This window comes from Saccharothrix sp. AJ9571 (genome assembly GCF_021725495.1).
GTDB classification, from domain to species: Bacteria; Actinomycetota; Actinomycetes; order Mycobacteriales; family Pseudonocardiaceae; genus Amycolatopsis; species Amycolatopsis magusensis.
Window position 1 is genome coordinate 395,918 of record NZ_CP091382.1, and the last position, 24,904, is coordinate 420,821.

Below are 24,904 nucleotides of genomic sequence, written 5' to 3' on the forward strand. Positions count from 1 at the left end.
CACGTTGCCTTCGGTGCGATGTAGGCAATCTGACCGCGGAAGACAGTATTCAAAATACCGTTATTCAAGGGCAGTTTGGTTGGTGGTCGTGGCTTCGAGGTTTAAGCGGATCATCGTGGTTACGGGATGGTGGTCGCCAAGAAACCGCTCGGCGTCGGCGCGGGTTGCTTGGTAGAGCGGGATGGCCCGGGTGAGATCGCCAGCCGACTTGTAGGCGTAAGCGAGGTTGCTTCGGGAGGTCAGGGTGTAGGGGTGGTCGGGACCCAGGATTCGTTCGCGGTCGGCGAGGGTAGCTTCGTAGAGCGGGATAGCGCGAGTGAGATCGCCAGCCGACTCATAGCCGCCGGCAAGGTTATTGCGGGAGGTCAGGGTGTGGGGGTGGTCGGGACCCAGGACCCGCTCGCGGTCGGCGAGGGTAGCTTCGTAGAGCGGGATAGCGCGAGTGAGATCGCCAGCCGACTCGTAGGCGTAAGCGAGGTTATTTCGGGAGATCAGGGTGTCGGGATGGTCGTCACCCAGGACCCGCTCGGCGTCGGCGAGAGTGGCTTCGTAGAGCGGGATAGCGCGAGTGAGATCGCCAGCCGACTCGTAGGCGTAAGCGAGGTTATTTCGGGAAGTCAGGGTGTCGGGATGGTCGTCACCCAGGACCCGCTCGGCGTCGGCGAGAGTGGCTTCGAAGAGCGGGATAGCGCCGGTGAGATCGCCAGCCGAGCTATAGGCATAGGCGAGGTTGCCGCGGGAGATCAGGGTGTCGGGATGGTCGTCACCCAGGACCCGCTCGCGGTCGGCGAGAGTGGCTTCGAAGAGCGGGATAGCGCCGGTGAGATCGCCAGCCGAGTTATAGGCGTAAGCGAGGTTATTGCGGGAGGTCAGGGTGTGGGGGTGGTCGGGACCCAGGATTCGTTCGCGGTCGGCGAGGGTAGCTTCGTAGAGCGGGATAGCGCGAGTGAGATCGCCAGCCGACTCATAGCCGCCGGCAAGGTCGTTGCGGGAGGTCAGGGTGTGGGGGTGGTCGTCGCCCAGGACCCGCTCGCGGTCGGCGAGAGTGGCTTCGTAGAGCGGGATAGCGCGAGTGAGATCGCCAGCCGACTCGTAGGCGTAAGCGAGGTTATTTCGGGAGATCAGGGTGTCGGGATGGTCGTCACCCAGGACCCGCTCGGCGTCGGCGAGAGTGGCTTCGTAGAGCGGGATAGCGCGAGTGAGATCGCCAGCCGACTTGTAGGCATAGGCGAGGTTGCCGCGGGAGATCAGGGTGTGGGGGTGGTCGTCGCCCAGGACCCGCTCGCGGTCGGCGAGAGTGCCTTCAAAGAGCGGGATAGCGCGAGTGAGATCGCCAGCCGAGCTATAGGCATAGGCGAGATTGCCGCAGGAAGTGAGGGTGCTGGGGTGGTCGGGACCCAGGATTCGTTCGCGGTCGGCGAGGGTAGCTTCGTAGAGCGGGATAGCGCGAGTGAGATCGCCAGCCGACTTGTAGGCATAGGCGAGGTTGCCGCGGGAAGTCAGGGTGCGGGGGTGGTCGTCGCCCAGGACCCGCTCGGCGTCGGCGAGAGTGCCTTCAAAGAGCGGGATAGCGCGAGTGAGATCGCCAGCCGAGCTATAGGCATGGGCGAGATTGCTGCGGGAGGTCAGGGTGTCGGGGTGGTCGGGACCCAGGACCCGCTCGCGGTCGGCGAGGGTCGCTTCGTAGAGCGGGATGGCCCGGGTGAGATCGCCAGCCGACTCATAGCCGCCGGCAAGGTCGTTGCGGGAAGTCAGGGTGCGGGGGTGGTCGTCGCCCAGGACCCGCTCGCGGTCGGCGAGGGTAGCTTCGTAGAGCGGGATAGCGCGAGTGAGATCGCCAGCCGACTCGTAGGCGTTGGCGAGATTGTTGCTTGCAGTCAGGGTGTCGGGGTGGTCGGGGCCGTTGAGGCGTTGGTGGCCTTGGGCGGCGCGGGTGAGCAGTGTGACCGCTGTGGTGAGGTCGCCCTGTTCCTCGAGATAGCGGCCGAGGCGTCCGGCGAGATCGCAACGCACTCTGTCGTCGGTGGTGTCGTCGGTGTGGTTGAGCAGTGCTTGGGCGTGGGGCAGGGTCATGGTGGACGTTGGCCAGCGGGCAGGGAGAAGAGGATCTGCTTCAGCGAGGGCGTTGGTGAGCGCGGCCGTGGCGGCGTCGCGGGCGTGGTCGATGTCGGCGGGCTGGCGGTGGGGGTCGTCGGGGTCGGGGGTCCGGGTGACGGCTTGGACGACGCGGTGGACGCTGAGGGTGTCGGTGGTGAGGGTGACCATGCTGTAGGCGGCGAGTCTGCCCAAGGCTTGGAGAAGGTCGGGTTCGGCTGCGCCGGTGGTGAGGAGGTGGCGGGGGATGTGGTCGGGGGCGTACCAGGCGAGTTGGCGCAGCAGATGCCCGGCGAGTGGGGTACTGGTGAGTTGGTCGAGGGTGAGGTGCCAGACGCGGGCCATGGTGCGCTGGGCGTCGCCGGCTTCGGCGGTGGCGGTGAACATCTGCGCCGGATAGCACTGCAGCAGTTCGAGGTAGGCGTGTGGGGTGGTGCGAGTCTGGGCGAGGTAGGCCCCGGCCTGTTCGATAGCCAGGGGTAGCCACCCCAGCTCGTCACAGAGCTGTTCGGCCCCGGTCAGCTCAGCGTCGGCCCAGTCGGCTCGCACGAGGCGGGTCAGCAGTTCGACCGCCTGGTCCGGGGGCAGGACGTCGAGCCGGATCGTCTTGATGCCGCGCCAGCCGCCACTGTGGCGTGAGGTGAGCAGGATGGTGCCGGTGCGGACGCGTTCCAGTAGGGGTGCTGCATGGTCGGGTGTGGTGAGGTTGTCCAGGATGAGCAGCCATTGGTCGTGGGTGGCCAGCCACCGCAGGCTGAGTTCGGTGCGCTGTTCCAGCGGCAGGGTCGCTGTCTGTGGGGCCAGTGCGGTGGCGAGGTCGGCTAGTCCGGTGTCGAGTGCGGTCGGGGAGTCGGCGGGGATCCACCAGATCGGGGTGTAGCGGGTGGCGTGCTGGTGCGCGAAGCGGGCGGTCAGAGTGGATTTGCCGACTCCGCCCAGGCCGTGGACGGCGACGACGACCGCCCGGCCCGACCCTGTCACCGCGGCATCAATGAGGTCCAGCTCGCTGGTGCGGCCGACGAAGAGGTCGGTGTCGGCTGGGATACGGGCCAGGCCGGGGGGTGCAGTGAGAGATTCCATGGCGGGCACCCCCGGCTCGCCCACATTCAGGCCGCTACGCGGTGGCAACGCGCCGAAACGGCGCCGCCCCTCCAGCTCGGGGGTAGTGGCGCGGCTGGCGGTGGTTGAGCCCACCGTACGTGGCAGGGTCTGGTCGAGCGTAGACGCGAGGGCCGCGTGGTGATGTCTCCACTGCTCGAGCAGCACCTCCTGTGGCGGCATCGCCAGGTTCTTGCTCGTGCCGATCTGCACGCACGCGATCACGAAAGCCCGGATCCGCTCCCAGGACGGTGACCGTTTGAAGTCTTCGTTGAGCAACCTGGAGACGGTTTGCGGCACAAGCCAGACCGGATCTTGTGCTTCCAGCGCGGCCAGCGATGGGTGTCCGGCAAGTTCGCGCAACTGCTTGAGCTGGTCGACGAACCGCGCTCGCGGATCCGGCCCCAATCGCAGCAACCCCCTCGTTGCTTCTCCCGAGTTCTCCCGACTCCCAGAACGGGAACTGTAGCGCGACCTGGGACAACAGGTCAGGTGTTCCAGGGTTCGCCCGGAAAGAGGTACCTGACTGGCTGAACGGCCCATCGTGATCACCAGCAGGCCGACTCCCTTTGGCTACCAGGGGGACAGCGGAGCGAGAGATCCGGTGCGGTGGCCTGCGTGGGTGATCTGGTGGGAGGTGAGTGGCGTGATCGAGTTCGTGGAGGTCGAACCGGAGCCGACCTACAGCGGCAACAACCAGAACAGCTGATCTGAGAGGAGGGTGAGCGCTATGTGGCGTCCGAGGATCAAGTTCGAGCACCGGCCGGTGCGGTACGACGATGGGCTGGTGCGTATCGGTGGCAATGTGCCTGGCATCGCACGCGGTTTGCGTGATCCGGACGGGTCGGTGTGGGCGCTGCTGGCGCTGCTGGACGGGTCGCGGACGGTGGGCCAGATCGTGGCCGAGCTGGCCCACCGTTTCCCGGCCCGCACGCCCCGCGAGGTCAAGGAGGCGATCGGCGACCTGAACGACGCGGGCTACCTGGAGGATGCCTCCGAGACGGAGCTGAGCGAGTTCGAGCGGGAGCGCTACAGCCGCAGCCGGGCGTTCTGGCGATCAGTGGATCGCACGCCCGGGCGGGGCCGCTGGGATGCGCAGCTGCGACTGCGGCAGGCGCGGGTTGTGGTGATCGGCGTGGGTGGTGCGGGCTGCGAGGCGGCGCTGGCGCTGGTGATGTCGGGGGTGGGGCAGCTGCATTGCGTCGATCCGGACGTGGTGGAGGTGTCCAACCTCAACCGGCAGGTGCTGTTCACCGAGCAGGACCTCGGTCGGGCGAAGGTGGATGCCGCGCTGGACCGGCTCCGGCGGCACAACTCCCACGTCGATGTGACCGGGACCAGGGAGCAGGTTGAGGGCCCGGAGCAGGTGCGGGCGCTGGCGGTGGCCTGCGACGTGGTGCTGGTGGCCGCGGATCAGCCCTCGGCGGGGCAGATCCGCTCGTGGACGAACCAGGCGTGCCAGGCCACAGGCACGGCGTGGGTGCACAGCGGGTATGACGGGCCGCAGGTCAGTGTCGGGATGTACCGGCCCGGTGCGGGGCCGTGTTACGACTGCGCTCGCGCCGCCGAGCAGTACCGGCTCAGCGTGGTGTCCCCGCGCACCGCGTGGGCGCCCGCGGAGCCGATGGAGCGCGAGCACCCGGCCACCGCGTCATCGGCCAAGTTGGCAGGCGCGCTGGCAGCGCATGCGGTGATGAGCCTGATCACCGGGGTGCCGGCGTTGCCGGTCGACCAGGTGTACGGCATGAACATGGTGTCATTGCGTGGCTACGAGCCGCTGCGGCTGGAGCAGCCCTGGCCGGGCTGCCCTACCTGCGGCCACGACGACGGTTAGCTGCTCGGCGGGGCGGTGGCGCGGGCAGTGACCTCGCGCCACCGCTCTTCCGTGGCCTCCGCGGGGAGCCCGAGCTCGATGTACAGGGTGACGGCGCACTGGAGGTAGTCGGCCGCGCGGGGGAGGTCACCGGCGTGGTCGAGGCAGGTCGCGGCCAGCTCCAGCACCGGTGCGACCAGCTTGCCGGTGCCGGGCAACTCCCGATACCCGGCTAGTGCCTGCTCGGCCAGCTCCAGCGCCGCGGTGTGGTTACCTTGGGCGAGCTGTGCGGTCGCCGCGCGGTAGAAGCTGTAGGCGTGGCCTACTTGGTCTCCGGCTTGGTGACGCAGAGCGCGTTCGCGGTCGATGTGAACCAGGGCCTGTGCGTACTCGCCCAACTCGATGGCGATGGTGGCCAGGTTGCCCTCGATGACCGCCTGAGTGCGCGGCAGGCCGTGGAAGCGTGCCAGCGGAAGCGCTTGCTGGTAGTAGTCGCGGGCTCGCTGGAGTCGTCTCTGCTCGAGGTTGACCTGGCCCAGACCGATGAACGCGGTGTACCGCTCGGGGTTGCGGGGTGTGTCGAGACTGGCGAACCCGGCTTCTGCCTCGTCCCACCGCTCCAGCGTGCTCAGCGTTTCGCTGTGCCGTTCGCGCAGGGAGAACTCGGCGGCGGGATTGTCCAGGGCGCGCGCCGCGGTGATGCCGAGCGCTTCGATCTCCAGCCGCACGGTCCACAGCGGGCGGGGCAGATAGGTCAGGAAGCGCGAGGCGGCCGCCAGCGCCAGCACCGGCGCGTAGATCTCGTACTCCAGCGCGGCCCGCGCCGCGGCGTGCAGTGTGGGTTGTTCGGCCGTGAGCCAGGCCAAGGCCTGGCCCCGGTCGTCCAAGGTCGGGGCAACTCCCACCTGATTCAACTCGACATCCAGCGACGGAAACCCCGAGTAGAGCACCTGGTCGGCGCTCTGCGCGACGTAGGCGTACCAGGTCAGGACCCGCTCGCTCGCGGCGTGCTGCTCGTCAGCGGTGTCGAAGTGGGCGCGGGTACGAGCGTAGGCGTGCAGCAGATCGTGCATCCGATACCGGTGCCGGCCCACCGGTTCGACCAGGTGCAGCTCGGCCAGCGCCTCCAGGCATCTGGTTGTCTCGCGGGGCCTGAGCCTGGACAGGGCGGCCACCGCGGCCACGGAGAACTCCGTGCCCGGATGCCACCCGAGCCAGCGGAAAACCTGGGCCTGCCCGGGGGCGAGACGGGCATAGGACCAGTCGAACACCGCCTGCACCGCTTCCCCCACCATCCCGCTGGTGCCGTCATCAGCGAGCTGATCGTCCCTAATCTCGTCGACGACATCGGCGATCTCCCAATGCGGGCGTGACGCGACCCGAGTGGCCGCGACGCGCACGGCAAGCGGCAGCCCAGCGCAAAGTTCGACTAGCTCGCTCGCGGCGTCCGGCTCATGCTCAAGGCGAGCTGGGCCGAGCACGGCCTGCAGCAAGGCATAGGACTCGGCGGTGGCCAGCAGGTCAAGGCTGATGCGGTGGGCTGATTCAAAGACGAACAGGTCGGTGAGGCTGTCGCGGCTGGTCACCACTGCCATGCACCCCGCTGTCGTGGGCAGCAAGGGGCGCACCTGCTCGGCGGTAGCGGCGTTGTCCAGCACCACCAGAACCCGGCGGGTTGCCAACAACGATCGGAACAACCCGACAGCGGCCTCGAGTTCGGCGGGGACCTGATTCTGCGCCACACCGAGTGCGGCCAGGAAGGAACCGAGCACGACTACGGAATCCAACGGCGCGCTCGGACCGTAACCGCGCAAGTTGACGAACAACGTGCCGTCACGAAAGTGTTCTTGGACCCGGTGTGCCCAGTAGGTGACAAGGGTGGTCTTACCTACCCCGCCGGTGCCGCCGAGAACAACGACCGTGCTGTGGGCGGCGGCGTCATTCGGCAGCATGCTGTCCAGCGCGGCCACCTGGCGCTCGCGGCCGGTGAAGTCCCGTACCGAGGCGGGCAGCTGCCGCGGCACCGGCACGCTTCCCTGAACCGGGACAGGGACGATGACCTGCCCAATGCTGCCCGCTTGCCCTTCCGATCCGGCTACGGACACGCTGGTCGTGTCGCTGCCGGCGCGCTGATCCCCCATGCAGCCAGTCTGACCAGGTGGCGCACACGATGCGACGTGCCTCTTCAGCACCACTCTGATGGAGTATCACGAGGTAGGCCGATCAGCCAGCGCGATGTTCCCACACGGCCGTCGGCCAGGGTGACATCGTCGCGCAATGCGCGGCGCTCGCGGACCGGCGTCCAGCCGCCGGGCCGCAGCCGCCGCCTCATCCAGCGCGGCAGGACCGGCGGGGACGGTCTGGCTGAGCGTGTATACGCGGTAGGTGAAGAAATCGGTGCCGGTCTAGACCCGCACGCACAGCGAGCCACTAGGCAGGCGGTTGCTGGAGCCGCGAGCACCGCGGCGGAGGACAGTAGTACCGCCACGCACTATCGCGAAAATAGTGCAACGATCCTTGCCCTATGACCGTCCAGCGTAGCCCGTTGAACAGCGTTGCTCTAATCAGAAGTGCGCCCTCGGCTGGATTCGAACCTGCGACACCTGCCTCCGAAGAGGAAGGTTCGATCATGGAGGGCCGGAGCAACCCGCGGGTGCCGGGTCCGCGCTAGACAAGTCGTGACTAAGGCTGCGGCAGAGTCGCCGGATCGCGTCGTCGACGTCCGTGCTCCACAGGATGATGGTTTGGTCAGCGCTAGCACTGGCCAGGATTCCATTGCCTTTCCAGCGCGCGCTGGTGATATTTCCGGAGTGGCCGGACAGCGTCGCCCAGCGACTTTCCGTGACTGTATCCCAAATTATGACTACGTCGTCGCTGGAATCGAATGACGCGATGTATCGTCGATCTGGACTGAAATGTATGGAGTTCAGATACGCACCCGGGGTATCTATTTCGGCAACCTTGGAAAATGCGACAGTTTCCCATATGGTTATCTTTCCAGAGGAGAGAAGCTCCGGACTGTTCACCATGAGTCGCGATCCGTCGTCGCTAAATCTATACGTCGGCCATTTAGTGAAAGACACATCGCTGCCCACGACCGTCAAGGTTGCCATTGGAGAGAGGTCGTTGGCGTTGAGAACATTTAGCACTCTGCCATCGGTGACATAAGCAAACATTCGCCCATCTGGACTGTATTGCATGTTGCCGACATCTTGCCCCTCCGCCACCCTATGCGTGTAGCGTTTCTCCTTCAGGTCGTAGAACCAGATGCCTCCCCCGTGCACTCTAGCAAGAGCCAGGATGCGCGAATCGCTGCTTATCGAAGCCGAAATCAAAGAACGACCGTCGACACTGGCGGGCACTTGGGAAACGATAGCAAGGGTGTTCGCGTCGCGGACCAGGCGCTCACCCTTACTCCCGGCAGTGATGACAAAACGTCCATTTGGAGACAACAACGGATATCTCTTGAGCATGTCATCACTGCCGTGGTCAGGCGATGCTGCAGACGCTCGGATCGTCCTGCTGTCGATATTCCATACGGTTGTCGTGCCGTCAGTTTGCCCGGCGACGACTGCATGATCGGAGCCACTGACCTCGACGTGCGACAAAGGCCCGGTGCCGCCGATAAGCGGCAGTTCCGCGCGATCCCATAGAGCAATCCCGTGACTGATCACGCTAGCGATGTATCGCCCGTCCGGGCTCACTGCGCTACGCGAGGCCCATAATGACGCGTCAAGCGTGTTCAGGCGTTTTCTGTGTTCGATGTCCCACAGCGTCACCTTCCCCTGTGTATCGGTCGTGATGAGCCTTGCGTTCGCACGGTCGAGTACCACGCTGGTGTGGGTGGCGGTGGCCCCGGTGAGATCGGTGAGGTGCTGGCTGGTCGCCACGTCCCACAATCGAATCATCGGCGTGGTAGCACTCGTGGTCGCGAGAACACGCCCGTCGGAGGTGAATGCGGCGGAATTCGTCCAGGCGTCGAGAGATGGCAGGGTTCCCGCGCGCGTGCCCGTACGAACGTCCCACAGTGCAACCGCGCCGGTGGTATCGGTGAACGCGAGTAATCCCCCGTCGGGGCTGAAGACCGCGGCCGCGGCGCTGCTGACAACGAAGGACGCGTGAGGTGCCTGATGATTTGTTGCGAGGGTGAGCGGCTCGGCAGGCTTTTCGGTGTTCCACAGGATTACGGCGTTACCCATATCGACGGAGGCGAGCAGTGGCCCATCCGGACCGAATTGCACAGTTCGGATCGCGGTGTTCGTGTCCGCCGCGACCAGAGTGGTGGCGATCATGCGGGAGGCCACGTCCCAGATGTAGATATGTCCGTCGGTCGTTCCTGCCGCCACGCGCTGGCCGTCAGGGCTGAACCCGACCGCGGTGATCCGGCCGGACGGGACAACCACGGTGATCGCGGGGCGGCGGGTGGGCACATCCCACAGTGTGAGTTGGGGCGGTTCTCCTGCTGCGGCGAGCCACCGCCCGTCGGGACTGAACGCGAGATCCATGGTCGTGGCAGGAGGCGAAGGCAAGAGGGCATGGTAGCCGCGTTTGGAGGCCAGGCTGAGCACTGCGCCACGTGCCTCGGGGGTGGGGTAGGCGTGGTAGGCGTCGAGGCCTTTCCGGATCGCTGTCGCGACATCGTATTCGGCTTCGGTCCGGGATTCGACGGCGAGATGGCGAGAGGTGGCGATGCGTTCCTGGGTGAGTGCGCGTTCGCGTTGCTGGACGGCCACGACCGCGACGGTGGTGGCGGCTATCAGGAGCATGGCCAGGCTAGCAGCGAGCCAGCGTAGTTGCCGGGTGCGTCGCCGCTGCCGGAGGTGTTCGAGGGCTTCGGCCGCGCGGCTGGCGTCGAGGAATCGCCGTTCCCGGGTGGTGAGTCGGCCGTTCGCGCTTTGTGCCCATTCCTGGGCGGATGCGAGGCGCTCGCCTCGGTAGAGCACTCCGGGGTCACGATTGAGGTCGTCCCAGATGCCGGCGTCGTCGGTGAGCCGGCGTTGCAGCCGAAGGCTGTCGCGGTTGTCGTCGAGCCAGCCGCGCAGCCGGGGCCATGCGCGGATGAGGGCTTCGTGGGCGATCTCGATGGTGTCGTGGTCGAGTACGATCAGCCGCGCGCTGGTAAGTTTGTCGAGCACCGCTTCCAGGTCGGCGCCGGGCAAATCGAATTCACTGCGACGCAGGCGGCGTTTCGTGTCTTCAGTGCCCTCGCCCAACGCGGTCAGCCGGATGAACAGTTCACGGGCAGTTTGCTGCTGAGCTGGGCTGAGGTCGTCGAACGCGGCCTCGGCCGTCTGGGCCAGCGCGTGACGGATTCCGCCGGCGGCCTGGTAGCCGGTCAAGGACAGCACGGTGCCGCGGCGGCGGCGCCAAGTCTGCAACAAAGCATGGGACACCAGCGGCAGCGCGCCGGGTTCCCCCAGCGCGTCGGCGGTGACCTCGGCCAGCAGAGCGCTTTCGACGCTGAGCCCGGCAGCGGCGGCGGGTCCGAGGACGGCGGCGCGCAGTTGGCCTGACGTCATGGGCCCGACCACGATGTGAGTGCCGTTCATCGCCTGGGCCAGCTCAGGTTGGGCGCAGCAGTGCGTGTAGAAATCCGCCCGGACTCCGGTCACTATGCGGGCACGGCTGGTTTCGGTGGTTGCGGCGGTGATCAGCGCGGCGAGGAAAGCTGCCCGTTCGGCGGCGTCATCACAGAGGGTGAACAGTTCCTCGAACTGGTCGACCACGATCAGCAGGTCACCCTCGATCTCTCGGGCTGCCAGCACTTGCCGGACACCATCGTGCAGGCCGGTGGGATTGCTGGCGACGGCCTCGCGCAATGCGGTGACCGACGCGCCGGACAGGGCGGCTACGGCGACTGAGATCTCTTCGATCGGGTGCGAGCCAGGAGTGATGGCCACCGTCTGGCGCCCGGCCTGCTCCGCGGTGGCGAGGAGACCCGCATGCAGCAGCGACGACTTTCCCGCACCGGACGCTCCGACCACCGTAACGAACCGGTGCCTGCCGACCGCGCCGTGCAACTGGGCGAGCAGGTCGTCTCGACCATGAAACAGCGATACATCGTCCGCGCGGTAGGCGCGCAAACCCAGATACGGTGCCTCGTGCTCGTCCACGCCTCCAGCAGATTCCGCTGTTTCTCCCGGTGAAGTCTGCGTGGCGAGGGCCGAAGCGGCAACGTGCCAGCGCCGTGCCCCCTCATCAACGTCACCACCACATGCCCTCACATATGCCAGCGCAACCTCAAGACTCGGCAACCGGCGCCCACCAGCCGCATCCGACAAGGTCGTCGATGAGTAATGCGCACGCCGCGACAGTTCCCGATACGACGGACTGCCCGCCTTCTCACGGAGTTTTCGCAGCTCAGCAGCAAACTCCGACTGTGGAGACCCATCCTGCTCGAGTGGGCGTTCAGCACGTGGCATTCCCCCTCACCTCCTCCCCGAGGCCGGTAACCGATTGTCCGGACATTGATGTCCGGCGTCCAGCCCACGACACCGGACAACCCATCCGCACTACACCAGGCACAGTGCCTCGCTTCCTCGAAGCACGGCACCGCCCGGACCACCGGGCCACGAAAACATCACGAAAGGTGAAACTCATGCGTTCGCTCAAGGCCGTACCCGCAGTACTCGGGCTCGTCGCGCTGGCCACAGTCGCCCCGGCAACCGCGGCGCAGGCCGCCCCTACGACCCAGAATGACGGCGGTGTGTCGATCACCGCGTACTCGGACTGCCCGTCCGGCTGGTTCTGCGTGTGGGAGCACGCCGACGGCCAGGGCAGGATGGCGCGCTTCCAGATCGGCACACCCCACCTCGGCAACTACAACCTCAACGACCAGGTGTCCTCGGTCTGGAACCGCACCAGCAGCATCTGGTGCACCTACCTGGACATCAACTACGGAGGCGCCGGCTGGCGCGTGTCCTCGGGCTGGCAGGGCAACACCTCGCTGTACAGCCGCAACGACAACATCAGCTCACTGCGCGGCTGCTGAGAACGGAGGCACAGCGATGCACTGGCATACCGGCCTCTCCATCGCAGCAGGGATGGCCGCACTGGCAAGTATGTTGCCGACGAGCGTGGCACAGGCGGGGCCAACGCCGTACCAGCCGGGATTGTCGATCACCGCCTACTCCGACTGTCCCGCCGGCTGGTTCTGTGTCTGGGAGCACCGCGGAGGGACCGGCAGGATGGCCCGGTACCAAAACCCCGTGTTCGACCTGGGAGCGATGGACAACACCATCTCCTCGCTGTGGAACCGGACAGCGGTGACCTGGTGTGCCTATGCCGACGCCACCGGCATCGGTGGCAAGATGCGAGTCGGACCCAGCTGGCAAGGTGACGTTCCCGGGTCGATGAACGACAACATCAGCGCCCTTCGCCCTGGAGGATGCTGACAGTCCGCCACCGGAACGAACACAGGTGGCGTCGAGTGCAGCGGGAAACGCCTCCCAGAGCCACTCGAGGCCAGCAGCGCGGCCCGCGGTCTCCCCGATCGGCCACCGCCAGGTCTGGCTGGCGCGTCCCATCTTTTGTCGGGGCAATTCTTCTCCGCGAGACACTTGAGTCACTTCCTCCACGAACGGTGATCGATTGCTCGCCAGCGCCGGGGAATCTGCGGGCCGCAGACTCTCACGCGGTCTCTGCTGTAGCGAAGGAACACAGCAACAAAGTGAAGGAGGAACACCCATGCGTCCAGGCTTCTGGGCAGCCCTCGGGCTCGCCACAGTGGTCGCCATCGCCTCGGGAACACCGGCGCAGGCGGCGTCCCCGGTGACGCGAGCTGGCGACGTGTCGATCACAGCGTGGTCGGACTGCCCCTCCGGCTGGTTGTGTCTGTGGGAACACGCCAACGGGCAAGGCAGGATGGCCCGCTTCCAGAGCGGAACTGTCGATCTCCGGGACTACAACCTGCAAGACCAGGCCTCGTCCCTCTGGAACCGAACCGAAGTGGCGTGGTGCGCCTACTCCGGAAGCGGCCATATCGGCGACCGCTTGCTCATCGGAGCTGGACAAAGGATCAACCTTGCCGACGTCGGCTGGGACAACAAGATCGACTCAGTGCGTCGTGGAGGTTGCTAGCAGTCCTCTCAGGGAGAACGACTTCCGCAACAAGCGCCGAGTGGGCAGCGGGCGAGGTCCGGCCCACTCGGCGCTGCGGTCGCCAGGGCTGTCCACCGGCACGCCAACCGTGGATCGCGGACCATTACCGCCCAGCGGAAGTTGCGATGAGCGTGCCAGGGCTCGTTGTCTGCTCATGTCGATGTGCGTGCGTCGCGTGAACAAGTATCCCCCGCACACGATCGAGCGGGCATGATCCAAAAGCTTAGTATCCTGGTCCCAACGCATCGAGGTCTGCACGTAACCGGATCACGACAGCGAAGTGGCCCAGTGTCGGAGGGCTCGCTCGGCAAGGAACCGGATGAGTCGGAGATCTGAACCCATGTCGCGAGCCTCGCGGCTATAAGGCTGGATGACCTCTGTCTGATTGGGGCCACCGCCCTCCTTCGCATGAACTATCCGGCATCGGATCTTGTACACGCGCTCCGCGACGTCGGGTCGATAGTCCAATCCTGAAAACGGATTAGAGTTGACATTCGCCTTCAATTCGGGGACATCTGTTATGAGGTTTTTGTCGGCCAGTTTGCTCAATAGAGCGTTGCCGCGGAGGAAACCTTCCAGCTGTGCTGGAGTAATCGTCATCACAGCCAGGGCGCGCAACTTGTCCAGTTCAAATCGAGCTTGATTGCCTTGCGCCGTAGCGTGCTTAGCAGCTCTCGGCATGAAGAATTCCAGTACTTGATAGTACTTCAGATACCTCTCGAGAGGATCGCGTCCTGCAGAATTGGCGGCCGCGTACAGGGTGACAGGGGTGGCGTCGTAGCGCTCGTGAGGAAACCGGATCTTACCGACACTGATCTGTGAAGAATGCCGATACGACGGGTAGTTCGCCTTCCATAGTCGCAGAGATACCCCTGTTGCCCGGACGATCTGGTGAAGGTAGCTGTTGCCGTAGTCGGCCAGCAGGTTTCGTGCGGCGTCGGCATCGGTGGCCTCGAACCCTTCCATCGCCAGCGCAATGGCGGGAGCTGTGCGCAGCCGGTGGGGATACAGCGTCGTGAGCTCCTCGGTCGCCAACATAAGCTTCAGTGTCCGGCCCCCAGGCTTCGAGCCTGCCACGGCCTCAGCTGTCACAAAAGCTCCGCCACTAGCGAAAAGACTATGCACATCTCTGCCGAGCGGGCTGTCCGGAACGGCGTCACCACGTCTTACCTTCGGTAACATTGTTCTCGCGAGGGCCAAGATCAACTGGTCATAGTCGCCTACGACACGAGCTGTGATCACTTTCTTGCTCTGGTCCCACAGCCCTTGATGTTCCGGCAGAGGGTAGGTCGAGTCGAGGACCCTGGTGAGCACGTCCAGTTGATCAGCTGATCGGAAGCGCACCCTGAGCTTGGGAACCCCCGCTCCGTCCAGGAAGACCAGACGCGCATCACCACGCGGTCCACGGCCACCGTACCAGTCGAGGTTAACGTCTCGGCGCACTCGAAGCAGACCTTGTAACTTCTGGATCGCCTCGTGGTACGTCGTCCTTGGCTCGTCCGGCCAGAGTGCGCCATCCCAATCGTCGTCATCGATCCATTGCGGCTGTTCCACGACGCCTCACGGTTCACTCGATTCCATCGTCTGTTGCCACAACTATGACAGGTGGTGGAAACAGGAGTCTCACACTTGGCCCGCCCAGCGACCAAGGTTGCTGCCCTGTCAGCGGGCCCAACTGAGGGCACTCGCGAACGCGCGCTCATGCCGCAGATCGTATGCTGACCGGGTGCGCGCTCATGCCGATGTCAGCGCATTCGGTTCGAGTCTCCACGCGGCCGCGTTCGCGTGCCGACTGTTCCAATGCCGCCCGATCTTTGGCGCTCCGACGCCCCGAGCCAGAACGGCATGTGGTCCTTAAGGGGCCATGCTCGAAGTTGATGCTGTGTAGTAGAGCTCGTACGGCTGGAGGTCGACCACGCGGTTGTGGCTGTCGAGGCAGGCCGCCCGCAGAAACCGCCAGGCATCACCGGTGGTGGACAGCAACGTGTCGCTGACAAGCGACCATGACGCCGTGGAGTTGCTGGTGAAGGATGCCACCAGCAAGTCTGGCTTTCCTGCGTCTGCGTACCAGATCCGCGCCGTGCCGTCGTCACTGGCGGTGGCGAGCCGGGCCCCGTCCAGGCTGAACGCGACACCCTCGACCGAGCCGGCGTGCCCGGTGAGGGTGTGCAGGGTCTCGCCGGTGGCCGCGTCCCAGATCCGCGCCGTACCGTCGTCACTGGCGGTGGCGAGCCGGGCCCCGTCCAGGCTGAACGCGACACCCTCGACCGAGTCGGCGTGCCCGGTGAGGGTGTGCAGGGTCTCGCCGGTGGCCGCGTCCCAGATCCGCGCCGTACCGTCGCCACTGGCGGTGGCGAGCCGGGCCCCGTCCGGACTGAACGCGACACCCTCGACCGAGCCGACGTGCCCGGTCAGGGTGTGCAGGGTCTCGCCGGTGGCCGCGTCCCAGATCCGCGCCGTACCGTCGCCACTGGCGGTGGCGAGCCGGGCCCCGTCCAGGCTGAACGCGACACCCAAGACCGAGCCGGCGTGCCCGGTCAGGGTGTGCACGGTCTCGCCGGTGGCCGCGTCCCAAATCCGCGCGCCGTCGCTACCGGCGGTGGCGAGCCGGGCCCCGTCCGGACTGAACGCGACACCCATCACCAAGCCGACGTGCCCGGTCAGGGTGTGCAGGGTCTCGCCGGTGGCCGCGTCCCAAATCCGCGCGCCGTCGCCACTGGCGGTGGCGAGCCGGGCCCCGTCCAGGCTGAACGCGACACCCCTCACCAAGCCGACGTGCCCGGTCAGGGTGTGCACGGTCTCGCCGGTGGCCGCGTCCCAAATCCGCGCGCCGTCGCCACCGGCGGTGGCGAGCCGGGCCCCGTCCGGACTGAACGCGACACCCATCACCAAGCCGACGTGCCCGGTCAGGGTGTGCAGGGTCTCGCCGGTGGCCGCGTCCCAGATCCGCGCCGTACCGTCGCCACCGGCGGTGGCGAGCCGGGCCCCGTCCAGGCTGAACGCGACACCCATCACCAAGCCGACGTGCCCGGTGAGGGTGTGCACGGTCTCGCCGGTGGCCGCGTCCCAGATCCGCGCCGTACCGTCGCCACTGGCGGTGGCGAGCCGGGCCCCGTCCGGACTGAACGCGACACCCTCGACCGAGTCGGCGTGCCCGGTGAGGGTGTGCAGGGTCTCGCCGGTGGCCGCGTCCCAGATCCGCGCCGTACCGTCGTCACCGGCGGTGGCGAGCCGGGCCCCGTCCGGACTGAACGCGACACCCTCGACCGAGCCGACGTGCCCGGTGAGGGTGTGCAGGGTCTCGCCGGTGGCCGCGTCCCAGATCCGCGCCGTGCCATCGTTACTGGCGGTGGCGAGCCGGGCCCCGTCCAGGCTGAACGCGACACCCAAGACCGAGCCGACGTGCCCGGTGAGGGTGTGCAGGGTCTCGCCGGTGGCCGCGTCCCAGATCCGCGCCGTGCCATCGTCACTGGCGGTGGCGAGCCGGGCCCCGTCCAGGCTGAACGCGACACCCTCGACCGAGCCGACGTGCCCGGTGAGGGTGTGCAGGGTCTCGCCGGTGGCCGCGTCCCAGATCCGCGCCGTGCCATCGTCACCGGCGGTGGCGAGCCGGGCCCCGTCCAGGCTGAACGCGACACCCCTCACCCAGTCGGCGTGCCCGGTGAGGGTGTGCAGGGTCTCGCCGGTGGCCGCGTCCCAGATCCGCGCCGTACCGTCGTCACCGGCGGTGGCGAGCCGGGCCCCGTCCGGACTGAACGCGACACCCTCGACCGAGGCGGTGTGTCCGGTGAGTGGCTGGAGTCGGGTTCGGACGGGTGGCGGCGGGGGCTGTAGTTTGTCGCCGCTGTGAATGTGGCGAAGTTTGTGGGTGTTCGCTCCGGTCAGGTCTGTGTTGTCCAGGCGGCAGTGGTGGAGGAACGCACCGGTGAGGTCGGCGTCGCGAAGGCTTCCGTCTACGAGGGTGGCCTCGTGTAGCACGGCTCGTTCGAGGCGGGTGGCCTGAAGGGTCGCGTGGGTGAGGTTGACGTGGTCCCAGCGGGTGTCGCGCAGATCTGCGCCGGTCAGTGTGGCGGCGGTGAGCACAAGCGGGTTGGCCGGCGTACCGATGAATTGCCAGCCTCGTAGTCGGGCACCGCTGAGGTCGCTGCCGATCAGTGTGGGATGCGGTAGCTCGTGCGCCCGGGCGTGGAGCGCGTACCGGAGCCAGAGCTCGCTGGCTCCTTGCAGGTACGGCGTACGCCACCGGTTCAGGGTGGCCCGGAGTACCTCTTGATCGTCATCGTCGATGATCAACTGGCCCAGGAAGTCCAACGTCTCCACCGACGGGATGGGAAGGCACCAGTCCTCACGGCGGTCATCACGTAGCGCGTCGCACAGGTATTGGGCGAGGAAGTATTCGTGGATGGAGCTGTGCGCGAACTGGAAGTCGGGGCGGTCAGGCCCGTTACGGTCGCTGCGGACCACGAACGTGGCGGTGCGCAGGTCTTCCTCGAGTTGGTCGCGGGAGATGTTCCCGTAGCGCCTGCCCAGCACGGGATCGGTGGCGAGCTGTTCATCGAGCCAGTCGTCCAGATCGGTGCTACCGACCCGCCGGTCACCCCGCCTCCACGACCACGCGGCCAGTCGGGCCATCAAGGTGAGCTTGTGGTCGGGTCGCAGCCGGTGCTTGCCGAGGTCGCGCGCCAGCCAGTCGCGCAGGACCTGCCGGTAGATCGTGGCCGCGTGCACCGGGCGTCGCTGCGAGAGGCGGTCCTCGATGAACGGGACCTGCGCGGCGACCTTGGTCAGGGTGTACGGGCGTGTAGCCAGATCGGACAGGTCGTGTACCGCTCCCAACATGTCCATTACCTGGGTGACGTCCTGGTCCGGTAGCGCCTTCTCCAGGTATCCGCGGATTTGCTCGTGGGTCAACGGCAACAACATCAGCGCGAGGTAGTCCTCGGCGGTGGCGAGATCGCGGTCGTGTTCGAGGAAGTGCCTGGACTGTTCGCGCAGCGAGCGGAAGTAGTGGGTCCGGCAGGACAGCAGGACCTTGGTGTGCTCCCCGGCGAATGGGGCGTGGACCGAGCCCTTGCCCTTTACGCGGATCGGCCGGAGCTTGAGCAACTCGTGAGTGAAGGCGACACCCTGCGCGGCGTCGAGCCGGACCAGGACCTCATCCAAGCCGTCGATGACGAACAGGGTGGGTGCCGTCCTGGCACGTGCGATGACCTCCTCCCCGGACGGTAGCGGCGTGTCGCCGGAGGCCCACCCGTGGTTGATGCACTCGGTGAGGATGGTGGGCAGAGTCGGCACCGCGTCGCTCAGGTTCCCGAGGCGCCGGAGGTCGAAGTACAGCGGCTCAGGCCGCTGCTCGTCTGGCTGGGCCCGCAGTCGTTCGGTCAACTCCTGGCAGGTGATCGTCTTGCCGGTGCCGTACTCTCCCAGCAGCGCGGCAAGCGGAGCGCTGTCCTTATCACGCGCCCACTCCGCGAGGTACGCCACGACGTCCGTGACCCGCTGCTCCTGATCGTGGGCGCCCGCCGCCGTGTCCGGATCCATGCCGCTGGGATGGCCGTGCAGGTTGAAGAACTGGTCCTCGCACTTCTCCTTGAGCGCGCGCCGGTCTTTCGTGCCCATGTCGAGCGGTTTCGTGCTCCTGCGGCCGAGTTGGCGGTGGATGTGCTCGACGAGGCCGTTCACCCAGTTGTCTCGCGCCGCGGGGCTCCTCAACTCACTGAACGCGACGCCCTGAGACGGGCCGGAGTAGACGGTCTTGGTCTCGAACCCACCCGCATGAGGACTCGACGACCGCAGCAGCACCGGCATCACCGTCGGGCCGGAGGAACCGCTGTGAATGCGCAACATCTCACCGAGCGTGTGATCTGCATACCAGGCGTTGCTCACCGCGAGAACCACCAGCTCGCTGTCCGCCACTTCCATGCGGAACCGCTGTTCCCTATCGTCGCCGGTCAGCACATCCTTATCGGACCGCCACACTTCGATTCTGTGCCGGTCGCCGGCCAACGCTTCGACCAGCAGGTCCCACAGTCGTTCAACTCTGCCGTCGTCCGCCGTGGCGTTGCACAGCACGATCCGTCTCGGCCCGAGCACGGTCGCCTGCCGATCCTCGATGAGCACGTCACGAACCGCTTCGCGCTCCCGCAAAGGCGCACCGGCCGCGTCGGCATGCTCTGCCCAGAAGGACAACGTGCGACCGCGCGCGCCGGACTTCTTCGCGCCGTGCACCTGCACCTCAAGGTCCACGCTCTCATCTGCCGCGGCCGAGTTCACCCGCTTGACCCAACGCTCCAACGCTTTCGTCGCGGCCACCGGGGTCCGCTGAGCGAACAGCAGATCTTGCACCTGCTCCACGGACAACTCGTCCGCCGTTCCCATCGCGTCCAGCAACACGCTCATCGCCTCGCGGTCGGCCGCGCTCAACGACACCCGCAGCAACCGGGCGCGAGCCGTGGCGGGAGGTATCCGTCGCATCGTGGGATCACCCTCGCCCGTCGTCGCGCACCGCGTACCGGGCGAGTACCCGGTGCATCTCGGCTACCAAGCCGTTCACCCACGTGTCCCGCGCCGACATCCCGCGCGCCTCGCTGAACGGTCGCCCGTAGCCGTAGATCTGCTTGCTCTTCAACCCGCGCCAGTCCGCCTGCTTGCCGACCTGCCGGAGCAGCACTGGAACCACCCGCTTGCCCGCCACGTCGACGAGCGCGGGCAGTTCCACACCGGTGACGTACTCGCTGGCCAGGAAGGCGTTACTCAACGCGACAACCCCAACGTCAGCCGCCGACAACGCGCCGCGGATCCGGACGTCCCAGTCTTCACCGACCAGAATCGCCTCGTCCGATCGCCAGAGCTGGAACTCATACACCCGATCGATGACCATCGCCTCAGCCAGCAGGTCCCACAAGCGCAGTACCAGCGCTTCATCCCGCCCGGCGAAGCTGAGGAACACCCGCACCAGCGGCTTACCCGAATCCCCCATCTTCAGGCACACCTCGGCTTCGTCCGTGCTCACACTGACCTCCCGCCGGGCCCTGTCGAAATATGTCGCAATAATGTCCGGTTGGTCAAGGCTACTGCATTGGGGAGGTGGCAGGCTGCCCGGACCGGGTGCTATCGGGACAGAGCTTTCTGAGAGCGGTCCACCGCAGCCAACAGGCGCTGCTGATCCTGCTTGAGACGGAGAAAAGCCTCGCGCACGTAATTTACGAACGGGGTACCAGGGTGGCCGATGAGGGCCTTGTCTTGCACGCCTTCGGCCTCGGCCGCCAACACGATCTCCAGCGAGGTCACGTGGGCGCAGAAGTCGCGCAGCGGCCGCGGAAGATCAGGCTCGACCAGGAGGTCGGCGTGCTCGACAATCAAGTCGCGCATCTGGAGATTGACCGGGCGCAACGCCTGGTCCCTCCACCGCCGCCAGTCGCCGTCGGCCCGCAACGGATTCCGATCCGCCTTACCGGGCAACCCTGATTCGCGCAGGGCCTCCCAGACGCGCTCGTTGACCTCCACGAGCGCGTTGAGCGGGCCATACAACTCCCGAAGCTGGCTGTTGACCCTGACCAGCCGGGCCTGCCGCCGTTCCTGCCGGATCTGTGCACGCTGGTTCAGAACAAACACGAGAACCGCAACCAGCACGCTCGCGCTCGCGGTAATCACTGCTGCCGACACGAGCACAGCTTGCCGCATCCACCGATCGGTCACCAACGGCACGTTCCCGACTGACGGAGTGTGATCGCTCACGAACGTCCGCTCATGCCGCAGTGCGGGCTGCCGACAAAATTCGCTCAACAATCGAGCGCGCTGAGTCGGCTGACGCGGAACTCGGGCATGTCTCGGGCCAGAAGTGTGGTGTGGGGCCGAACGCACGTCGACCGGCTGGCCTGGCGTCAGCCTGCGGTGATCCACTCCGCCGGGACCAGGGCGCCTTGGCCATCACGCCACCGCTGGATCACCGCAGATGCGAAGACCGGTTGCTCCAGGTCTGCGTGTTCCATGGCGATGACCTGGAGCTTGCCGTCCGCGGTGGTGATGGTGTCGGCGATGGCTTGGTACGCGCGCAGGAGAGCTGTCCGGTCGGACTCTGCGGCTGGCTGTAGGTCTGTTCCTTTGTAGTCGGCGGGGAAGTAGACCTGGGAAGGCTGGTCGAGAACGAGCAGCTGCGGCACTGGCCGATTATGGTCGATGAACCACTCGTGCAGGCTCAAGAACGCGGCCAGGTGGTAGCCCAGCCAGTTCTGCCCGCCGCCGATCTCCTTGAGGGGGACTGGTCCGTCGTCGGTGTCGGCCACGACGGTGAGGCGGCGCAGGTTGAACCGGATGGAGGCGTCCGAGTGCTCGAGGGCGAGTGCGCGGGCCTTCGCGGTGATCTTCTGGTTGATCAGTGAGAGGCTGCTGTCGACCCGGTCGGCCTGCACGTCGTGGCCGAGGGCGTCCTCCAGTTCCTCGATGGCCGCGCGCATCTCTTCGCGCTGGTCGCGGATGCGGGGGGCGACTGTGTAACGTGCGGCGTTCTCCAGGAACAGGCTGATGCGCCCGCGGACGGCGGCGGCGCGTAGCGTCGTGTCGCGGTACCGTGCGGCCTCGCGCATGCCTGCCTCGAGTGCGTCGCGTTCGTCGTGGTTGGCGCCGAGTGCGCGGCGGTGCTCGCGGAGCAATTCTTCTTGCTCGTCGATGAGGGCCTGGATTTGCGGGGTGTCGTCGCTGACGTGGACGACGTTGGCGTTGAGCTCCTCCAGGTCTGTCCGCAGTGCGGTCGCGACGGCGCTCGGGGCGGTCACTTCGCTGTTGCAGACCGGGCATGCTTCCAGAGAGGTGTCAGGGCTGACTTTGAGCAGTGACAAAGAAGTCAAGCGTTCGCGGTGGTCGAGTGCTTGCGTCAGGAACTCGCTGCGGTCGCGGAGTGCGCTTCTGAGTTCAGCGAGCCGGGCGCGCGTCTGCTGGAAGGCGATGCGCAGTCGATCCCGCTCCTGCGAGAGGGTGGCCAGGGGATCGTCTTCGTCCTCGGGGATCTCGGGCAGACCGGGCAGGGGTGCCGAGGCGGCGGTGTCGAGCAGCGCGAGCGCGTCGTCCAGCGTGAGTTCGTCGGTGTTCAGAGGGTCGAGCAGCGAGGTCTCGACCGCTTCCCTGACCAGGGCGCGGGCCTGTCCGGACGCGGGCGCTGCGGATTCCTGCTGGTTGAGATCTCGTTCATGGTTCCGCAGTTCGGACTTCATCCGTTGCAGCTGTGCACGTTGCACGGCCTGTTCGGGATCCACGGCACCTATGAAGTAGGGGAAGATGTCGCGGATCGTCCTGGGGCCGTGATCTTCCCCCTGCGAGTGGAACAGGTGGTCGGGATTCGCCACCACGTTTTGGGCTTGGATGCAGAAGTACAGGGCATGGCGGATGGACGGGGCCATGGTGTTGCCTCGGGTGGTGGGCAGGCGGATTGAGAGGTCGATGCCCGTGAACTCGGCGAGCAGGCCGCGCGCGGCCTCGATGGTGAAAGTGAACTGCATCTGCTCTGCAGCCAGCGGGAGATCCCCTGGCTGCTGGAAGACCAGGCAGAGCTGGGGGGATGGGGTGGTTCCGCGCGCTGCCGGGCGGGCCACGAACAGCTGGCGGTCGCCGCGGACGATTTGCACCGCGAAAACGTCGACGTACTCGCGCAGCTTGCCCGCGCTGATGGGGTAGTTGTCGCCGCTGCTGGCCATGCAGTAGTTGGTGACGTTCCAGATGGAGGTCTTGCCCGTGAGGGAGTCGCCGGTGACGATGTTGAGTTCGCCGAGGTTGAACTCCAGGCTGCGCACCTGGCCGGGCTGCTTGCCGTACAGGGTGAGGGACTTGAGCTGCCAGGTCACGGTCGTACTCCAAGCAGGGTGAGGACGGTGGCGGTGGGTCCGCCGGTGGGCAGCCACCGGCCGAGCATGTGGGCGGCCTTCTGGACCGCGGCGGCTTCGGCTGACCGGTTCCGGATTCCCTTCGAGATGGCCTTGTCGCGCAGGGTGAGTGCGGCCCCATCTAAAACGAGGACCCGGGTCTGCAGTGCGAACAGCAGTCCGGGTCGCACCACGGTGAGAAGTCCGGGGGCGTTGGCGGACATGTGAACTTTGATGGTCCCGTTGTTTTCCGCCCACTGGGCCATGTTGGCGTTGGCGTTCGGCAGCAGGTCCCGGACCGCGGGTTGCAACGCCATGACAGCGGAGGCGACCACGAGGGGCAGCGGACCGGGGCGTTCGTGCGCGTCCAGGTGGCCTTGGACGACGCGGGCGCAGACCAGGGCGGTGAAGGCCGGGTTGTACAGCGCCCGCTCTTCCCTGCTCCACTCGACAGGGCTGCTCATTTGCTCGACACCGACCCGAGCAGCGCCATGAGGCGCTCCTGGAACTCGGGGTGCCAGCCGACCCGCCGCTCGTCAGCGAGGATCTGGTACGAGCCCTTGGTGACGAACGGCTCGTCGCATCCCGGCCGAATGGGGAACCGAGCATGGTGATCGACCCATCGGTAGATGGCGCGGGCCTCGCGGACCTTGGCCTCCTCCGCGGCCTCTTGCCCCAACTCCTCGCGCATCTCCTCGAAGCGGCTTGACCACTCCTCGACGAGGCGCTTCTCGTACTTGCCCAGCTCACCCGGCCGGAGCAGGTTGTCGTTGACCCACCTCGACCGCTGGGTGAATGCCCGCAGGTAGTCGCTGACCGCCTGCTGGATCCGGCTGTCGCCGACATTCACGAGGCGCAGTTGCCGGACGTAGACCTGTTCTCCGCCGTCGGGGTCCCCGCCGCCTGTCTCAGGCAGGTCGTCGTCGATGGGCAGGCTGTCCGGGCCGAAGCCTTTGCGGCGGTCGCTGAACACCACGTCGAACTCCAAGCCGGTCACCGGCCCCGACGCAGGGTCGCGCAACTGGGCGACGACCCTGCGGAAGAACCACCCGTCCAGGCGCTCCAGAAAGACCTTCGCGTGTTCGTGGCCCACGGCGAGGCCCAGCAGGCGCTGGAGGCGCTCGGTCGTCTCGTCGATGTCAGGCGCCGCGTCGAGCACGCGAATCCGCTCGAGCAGGGATCGACGCTGGTCTGCCGTCAGCCTGTCCCACGCCTCGTACGCGGACTTGTTGGTCTCGTTCCTGGAGGTGCGACGGGCTTCATCTAGCAGCCCAAGCGCCTTCGCTTCGTCCCGGGGGCTGCCAGGGCCCGGAGGCCGGAGATGGTAAGCGGCGCCCTCCGCGGCGGCCTCGGCGGTCGTGAGCAGGAAAAAGGTGAGGCGATCCTGGCTGGCTGCAGACTCGGCCCAACCGGTGGCCCAGATCCGCAGGCTCTTCCACAGGTCAGTGGCCTTGTCAGTCATCTTGGTCCCCGGGGCGCGGTGCTTGAGCTGGTAGAGACCCGGTCCCGCGTCCTCATGGACCTCGATGTCGTCGCCCGCTTCGATGGCCACGGACCAGTCGGGACCGGCTCCTGTCTGTTCGACGCAGAAGTAGAGCGCCTTGCGGAGCTGATAGAGGTAGCCGACCGCCGACGCCGACGCCTCGAACAAGTCGATCTGCTCACCCATCCCGAACCTCCCCGCCGCGTCGCCCGCCGATCACATGATCCGGCCGTCCCGCCGTTAACCGTGGCGAGGCACTCGCGTGTTACACGGCGTTATAGCAGCGATGCACGTGAGGATGGTGCGGACAGGCGTCCAGGACGTCCCCGCCCAGGTTCGTGGCCTGCAGGCTCGCGGTTGACGAGGCAATCGGAGATCGTTGCCGCTGGCTGCTTGATCGCCGCGACGCGCGTTCGGCGTCGACCTCGCGGCGCCGGTTCTCGGCACTGACGCCTGGCCACC

At 66.6% G+C, this 24,904-nt stretch carries 14 protein-coding genes and 1 pseudogene; 4 read left to right on the top strand and 11 right to left on the bottom strand.

The window, feature by feature from the left end:
- Window positions 1–60: 60 nt before the first annotated feature.
- On the bottom strand, window positions 61–3,609 hold the full coding sequence (gene fxsT, locus L3Q67_RS01935; protein WP_499187875.1) for a tetratricopeptide repeat-containing protein: 3,549 nt from the start codon (window positions 3,607–3,609) through the stop codon (window positions 61–63).
- Window positions 3,610–3,922: 313 nt separating this feature from the next.
- Between fxsT and L3Q67_RS01940 the strand changes: the two genes are divergently transcribed.
- Window positions 3,923–5,026: a ThiF family adenylyltransferase gene (locus L3Q67_RS01940; RefSeq protein ID WP_499187876.1), complete on the top strand. Its 1,104-nt coding sequence runs from the start codon at window positions 3,923–3,925 to the stop codon at window positions 5,024–5,026.
- Here the strand turns inward: L3Q67_RS01940 and L3Q67_RS01945 are convergent.
- The 3 genes and pseudogenes from L3Q67_RS01945 to L3Q67_RS01955 all read right to left on the bottom strand — a co-directional run.
- Complete coding sequence (locus L3Q67_RS01945; protein WP_499187877.1) at window positions 5,023–7,200, bottom strand: tetratricopeptide repeat protein; 2,178 nt, start codon at window positions 7,198–7,200, stop codon at window positions 5,023–5,025. The two genes, L3Q67_RS01940 and L3Q67_RS01945, sit on opposite strands and share 4 nt — an antisense overlap.
- Window positions 7,201–7,632: 432 nt before the next feature.
- On the bottom strand, window positions 7,633–11,118 hold the full coding sequence (locus tag L3Q67_RS01950) for an NACHT and WD repeat domain-containing protein (RefSeq protein ID WP_499191412.1): 3,486 nt from the start codon (window positions 11,116–11,118) through the stop codon (window positions 7,633–7,635).
- Between the two features lie 141 nt (window positions 11,119–11,259).
- Window positions 11,260–11,427 (bottom strand): annotated as a pseudogene (locus L3Q67_RS01955) (helix-turn-helix domain-containing protein); the annotation flags it as partial.
- Between the two features lie 176 nt (window positions 11,428–11,603).
- On the opposite strand from L3Q67_RS01955, the gene L3Q67_RS01960 reads away from it, so the two are divergent.
- From L3Q67_RS01960 to L3Q67_RS01970, 3 genes are all read left to right on the top strand, one after another.
- Window positions 11,604–11,996, top strand: a complete 393-nt coding sequence (locus L3Q67_RS01960; RefSeq protein ID WP_499187878.1) for a peptidase inhibitor family I36 protein — start codon at window positions 11,604–11,606, stop codon at window positions 11,994–11,996.
- A gap of 16 nt (window positions 11,997–12,012) precedes the next feature.
- Entirely contained in the window at window positions 12,013–12,399 is a 387-nt protein-coding gene (locus L3Q67_RS01965; RefSeq protein ID WP_499187879.1) for a peptidase inhibitor family I36 protein, read from the top strand.
- A 292-nt stretch (window positions 12,400–12,691) separates the two neighbouring features.
- Window positions 12,692–13,084 (top strand): peptidase inhibitor family I36 protein, encoded by a 393-nt coding sequence (locus L3Q67_RS01970; protein ID WP_499187880.1) that lies wholly within the window; start codon window positions 12,692–12,694, stop codon window positions 13,082–13,084.
- A gap of 288 nt (window positions 13,085–13,372) precedes the next feature.
- Here L3Q67_RS01970 and L3Q67_RS01975 read toward each other — a convergent pair whose 3' ends face one another.
- The 7 genes from L3Q67_RS01975 to L3Q67_RS02005 form a co-directional block, all read right to left on the bottom strand.
- Window positions 13,373–14,659 carry a hypothetical protein gene (locus L3Q67_RS01975; RefSeq protein WP_499187881.1) on the bottom strand — a complete coding sequence of 429 codons (1,287 nt, stop codon included), beginning with the start codon at window positions 14,657–14,659 and terminating at the stop codon, window positions 13,373–13,375.
- A gap of 300 nt (window positions 14,660–14,959) precedes the next feature.
- Complete coding sequence (locus tag L3Q67_RS01980; protein ID WP_499187882.1) at window positions 14,960–19,579, bottom strand: WD40 domain-containing protein; 4,620 nt, start codon at window positions 19,577–19,579, stop codon at window positions 14,960–14,962.
- Between the two features lie 7 nt (window positions 19,580–19,586).
- Window positions 19,587–20,117, bottom strand: a complete 531-nt coding sequence (locus tag L3Q67_RS01985) for a toll/interleukin-1 receptor domain-containing protein (protein WP_499187883.1) — start codon at window positions 20,115–20,117, stop codon at window positions 19,587–19,589.
- 98 nt (window positions 20,118–20,215) lie between these two features.
- Complete coding sequence (locus L3Q67_RS01990) at window positions 20,216–20,803, bottom strand: hypothetical protein (RefSeq protein WP_499187884.1); 588 nt, start codon at window positions 20,801–20,803, stop codon at window positions 20,216–20,218.
- A 185-nt stretch (window positions 20,804–20,988) separates the two neighbouring features.
- On the bottom strand, window positions 20,989–22,941 hold the full coding sequence (locus tag L3Q67_RS01995; protein ID WP_499187885.1) for a DUF3732 domain-containing protein: 1,953 nt from the start codon (window positions 22,939–22,941) through the stop codon (window positions 20,989–20,991).
- Window positions 22,938–23,423: a three component ABC system middle component gene (locus L3Q67_RS02000; RefSeq protein WP_499187886.1), complete on the bottom strand. Its 486-nt coding sequence runs from the start codon at window positions 23,421–23,423 to the stop codon at window positions 22,938–22,940. The genes L3Q67_RS01995 and L3Q67_RS02000 overlap by 4 nt, the downstream gene beginning before the upstream one ends.
- On the bottom strand, window positions 23,420–24,628 hold the full coding sequence (locus L3Q67_RS02005; RefSeq protein ID WP_499187887.1) for an ABC-three component system protein: 1,209 nt from the start codon (window positions 24,626–24,628) through the stop codon (window positions 23,420–23,422). The genes L3Q67_RS02000 and L3Q67_RS02005 overlap by 4 nt, the downstream gene beginning before the upstream one ends.
- Window positions 24,629–24,904: the final 276 nt, after the last annotated feature.

What these genes read in the sequence shown, in the direction of transcription:
- L3Q67_RS01970 (WP_499187880.1), top strand. Translation starts at nt 12,692, where the DNA reads ATGCGTCCAGGCTTCTGGGCAGCCCTCGGGCTCGCCACAGTGGTCGCC.
- L3Q67_RS01960 (WP_499187878.1), top strand. Translation starts at nt 11,604, where the DNA reads ATGCGTTCGCTCAAGGCCGTACCCGCAGTACTCGGGCTCGTCGCGCTG.
- L3Q67_RS02005 (WP_499187887.1), bottom strand. Translation starts at nt 24,628, where the DNA reads ATGGGTGAGCAGATCGACTTGTTCGAGGCGTCGGCGTCGGCGGTCGGC.
- L3Q67_RS01980 (WP_499187882.1), bottom strand. Translation starts at nt 19,579, where the DNA reads ATGCGACGGATACCTCCCGCCACGGCTCGCGCCCGGTTGCTGCGGGTG.
- L3Q67_RS01940 (WP_499187876.1), top strand. Translation starts at nt 3,923, where the DNA reads ATGTGGCGTCCGAGGATCAAGTTCGAGCACCGGCCGGTGCGGTACGAC.
- L3Q67_RS02000 (WP_499187886.1), bottom strand. Translation starts at nt 23,423, where the DNA reads ATGAGCAGCCCTGTCGAGTGGAGCAGGGAAGAGCGGGCGCTGTACAAC.
- L3Q67_RS01965 (WP_499187879.1), top strand. Translation starts at nt 12,013, where the DNA reads ATGCACTGGCATACCGGCCTCTCCATCGCAGCAGGGATGGCCGCACTG.